At 66.5% G+C, this 3871-nt stretch carries 3 protein-coding genes and 1 tRNA gene; all 4 read left to right on the top strand.

Annotated features, from left to right (window positions below):
• Nucleotides 1-693 (top strand): CoA transferase (locus GJV64_RS12315; protein WP_164157529.1); only part of this gene is annotated, 693 nt, incomplete at its 5' end.
• Between the two features lie 166 nt (nucleotides 694-859).
• Complete coding sequence (gene lon, locus GJV64_RS12310) at nucleotides 860-3271, top strand: endopeptidase La (protein WP_164157527.1); 2412 nt, start codon at nucleotides 860-862, stop codon at nucleotides 3269-3271.
• A 91-nt stretch (nucleotides 3272-3362) separates the two neighbouring features.
• A tRNA-Val gene (locus tag GJV64_RS12305) sits at nucleotides 3363-3437 on the top strand.
• Between the two features lie 131 nt (nucleotides 3438-3568).
• Nucleotides 3569-3871 (top strand): glycine zipper 2TM domain-containing protein (locus GJV64_RS12300; RefSeq protein WP_164157525.1); only part of this gene is annotated, 303 nt, incomplete at its 3' end.

Below are 3871 nucleotides of genomic sequence, written 5' to 3'. Positions count from 1 at the left end.
GACAAGGTGACGGCGCTGACCGCGGCGCAGGCGATCACGGCGGCGCTGCTGCGGCGGGAGCGCGGCGGGCCTCAGGCGCCGGGCGAGCGGCTGGAGGTGGCGATGCTGGATGCGGCGGTCGCCTTCAACTGGCCCGATGGCATGTACAACAACGCCTTTCTGGATGATCCGCCGCCACGCGCGCCGGAATATGGCGCACAGATGAGGCTGTGGAAGGCCGCCGATGGCCAGGTGGCGATCGGCGCGCTGCAGGATGCCGAGTTCGTGGCGCTCACCCGCAGCCTCGGCCGCGATGATCTGGCCGATGATCCGCGCTTCCGCTCGCTGGCCGGGCGCGTGCAGCACCAGGGCGAATGGGCGCCGATCGTCTCGGCCGAGATGGCGCGGCGCAGCCGGGACGAGCTGATGGCCGGCTTTGTCGAGCAGGGTGCGGTCGGCGGCCCAGTGGTGGCGCTGGATGACGTGCCCAACGATCCCCAGGTGCGGCACAACGGCATCTGCATCGAGGTGCCGCACGATCCATCCGTGGGCCGGGTGCGGCTGGCGCGGCCGGCGGCGCGGTTCGGGACGGAGCTGACTGCGCCCGGCCCTGCGCCACATCTGGGCGAACATGGCCGGCACATCCTTTCCGGCCTTGGCTATGATGCTGCCGCCATTGCCGCCTTCGTTGCCGCCGGGGTGGTGCGGGGCTGAGCGGCAATTGCGCGCTGGCGTTGCCGGCATGGCTCTTGCATCCTCTCAGGTGCATGATGACCGACCGGGGTACTGCCTGCGCTGATTCTGCCATTGCAGCGCCCTGCCATGCTTCCCATATCGGGAAGCGATGGGGCCGGGTTCGTGCCGGCCCGACGGAGACAGCATGACCGACGAAACCCCCGAAACCAGCCCCAACCAGACCCTCGCCGTGCTGCCGCTGCGCGACATCGTGGTGTTCCCGCAGATGATCGTGCCGCTGTTCGTGGGCCGCGAGAAATCGGTGGCGGCGCTGGAAGCGGCGATGGCCGACAATCGCAGCGTCTTCCTGTTGAGCCAGAAGAATCCGGCCGATGAGGATCCGGGTGCCGATGGCCTGTATGATGTCGGCACGGTGGCCACCGTGCTGCAGCTGCTGAAGCTGCCCGATGGCACCGTGAAGGTGCTGGTGGAGGGCCAGAGCCGCGCCACCCTTGTGCATCTCGATGCCGACGGCCCGCACCTTGTGGCAACGATTGCAGCACGTCCCGATGCCGAGCGGCCCGAGCCGGAAGTGGCGGCGCTGCTGCGGTCGGCACAGGCGCAGTTCGAACAGTTCGTGAAGCTGAACAAGAAGATCGCGCCGGAAATCGCCAGCCAGATCAGCGCCATCGAGGAACCGGGCCGCTTTGCCGACACGGTGGCGGCCAACCTGGGCCTGAAGATCGCCGACAAGCAGGCGCTGCTCGCCGAACCCGATGTGGGCGCCCGGCTGGAGAAGATCTTCGCCTTCATGGAAGGCGAGCTGGGCGTGCTGCAGGTCGAAAAGAAGATCCGCAACCGCGTCAAGCGGCAGATGGAGAAGAGCCAGCGCGAATATTATCTCAACGAGCAGATGAAGGCGATCCAGCGCGAGCTGGGCGAGGACGAGGAGAAGGACGAGGCCGCCGAGTTCGAGGCGCGCATCGGCAAGACCAAATTGTCCAAGGAAGCGCGCGAGAAGGCCATGGCCGAACTGAAGAAGTTCAAGGCGATGGCACCGCAGTCGGCGGAAGCCACCGTGGTCAGGAATTATCTCGACACGCTGCTCGGCCTGCCGTGGGGCAAGAAGTCCAAGGTCAAGAAGGACATCGTGGCGGCGCAGGCCGTGCTCGATGCCGATCATTATGGCCTCGAGAAGGTGAAGGACCGGATCATCGAGTATCTGGCCGTGCAGGCGCGCACCAACAAGCTGAAGGGGCCGATCCTGTGCCTCGTCGGCCCGCCGGGCGTGGGCAAGACCAGCCTCGGCCGCAGCATCGCCAAGGCGACGGGGCGCGAGTTCATCCGCCACAGCCTGGGCGGGGTGCGTGACGAGGCGGAGATCAGGGGCCACCGGCGGACCTACATCGGTTCCATGCCCGGCAAGATCATCCAGAACCTGAAGAAGGCCGGTACCTCCAACCCGCTGTTCCTGCTGGATGAAATTGACAAGCTGGGCCAGGATTTCCGCGGCGATCCGGCCTCGGCGCTGCTCGAGGTGCTGGATCCGGAGCAGAACAAGGCCTTCAACGACCATTATCTGGAGGTCGATTACGACCTGTCGGACGTGATGTTCGTGACCACCGCCAACAGCTACAACATGCCCCAGCCGCTGCTGGATCGCATGGAGATCATCAGCCTGTCGGGCTATACCGAGGACGAGAAGGTGGAGATTGCGCGGGCCCACCTGGTGCCCAAGCAATATGAAGCCCACGGCCTGAAGCCCGAGGAGTTCGCCGTCACCGACGAGGCGGTGCGCGACCTGGTGCGCTATTACACGCGCGAGGCCGGGGTGCGCCGGCTGGAGCGCGAGATCGCCAAGCTGGCCCGGAAGGCCCTGCGCCGCATCCTGGAAGGCAAGGACAAGAGCGTCACCGTCACGCCCGACAATCTCGCCGACTTCGCCGGGGTGCGCAAATATCGCTATGGTCTGGCGGACGCCGAAGACCAGATCGGCGCTGTCACCGGCCTCGCCTGGACGGAAGTGGGCGGTGATCTGCTCACCATCGAGGCGGTGACCTCGCCGGGCAAGGGCACCATCAAGACCACCGGCAAGCTGGGCAGCGTGATGACCGAATCGATTTCGGCAGCGTTGAGCTTCGTGCGCGCCCGGGCCACCCAATATGGCATCAAGCCCAGCCTGTTCGAGAAGAAGGACATCCATGTCCACGTGCCGGAGGGCGCCACGCCCAAGGACGGACCGTCGGCCGGCATCGCCATGGTGACGGCGATCATCTCGACCCTGACCGGCGTGCCGGTGAAGCGCGATGTCGCCATGACCGGCGAGGTGACGCTGCGCGGCCGCGTGCTGCCGATCGGCGGCCTCAAGGAAAAGCTGCTGGCGGCACTGCGTGGCGGCATCACCACCGTGCTGATCCCGGCCGAGAACGAGAAGGACCTGGCGGAGATCCCCGATAACGTGAAGCAGGGCCTCACCATCATCCCGGTTTCCCATGTCGACGAGGTGCTGGCGCTGGCGCTGACCCAGCCGCTCACGCCGATCGAGTGGACGGAAGCCGACGAGAAGGCCGTGCAGCCGCCTGCAGCGGTGGCCAGCGAGCCGGCGGTGCGGCACTGAGACCTGGTGGAGTACGGGCGGGGCTTTACAGCGCCGCCCAACTCGCCTAATCGGCCGCTCCCGACGCTGCACTTGGCAGCGATCACGACATGGGCGCGTAGCTCAGCGGTAGAGCACTGCTTTCACACGGCAGGGGTCACAGGTTCAATCCCTGTCGCGCCCACCATGTCCCTCCGATTTTTCGACGCTTCACCCGCATGAACGGGGCCTGACAGGCCCGTTCAGCTTTCTCACAGGCAGATTGTGCGAATCAGGCTTCACCAACACTGGTGGAGATGCACGATGCGCCGCAATCTGATGATATTTGCTGTGGGCAGCCTGATGCTGGCCGTGCCGGCTGCGGCGCATGACGGCTGGGACGACCGGCGTTATGATGGTCGCGACCGTGGCGGTTGGGATCAGGGCTGGGATCAGGGCTGGGACCGGCGCGACAGCAACTGGAACGGCGGATGGGATGATCGCCGCTATTGTCGCCGCAACAGCGGCGCCACCGGCACCGTGCTGGGCGCGGCCGTGGGCGGCGTGATCGGCAACCAGGTGGCGCGGCGCGAGGACCGCACGGTGGCCACGGTGGCCGGCGCAGTGATTGGCGGCCTGGTT

Origin of the sequence: Sandarakinorhabdus rubra (assembly GCF_010994245.1) — a bacterium.
GTDB classification, from domain to species: Bacteria; Pseudomonadota; Alphaproteobacteria; order Sphingomonadales; family Sphingomonadaceae; genus Sandarakinorhabdus; species Sandarakinorhabdus rubra.
This window is presented reverse-complemented; position numbering and strand designations above follow the sequence as displayed.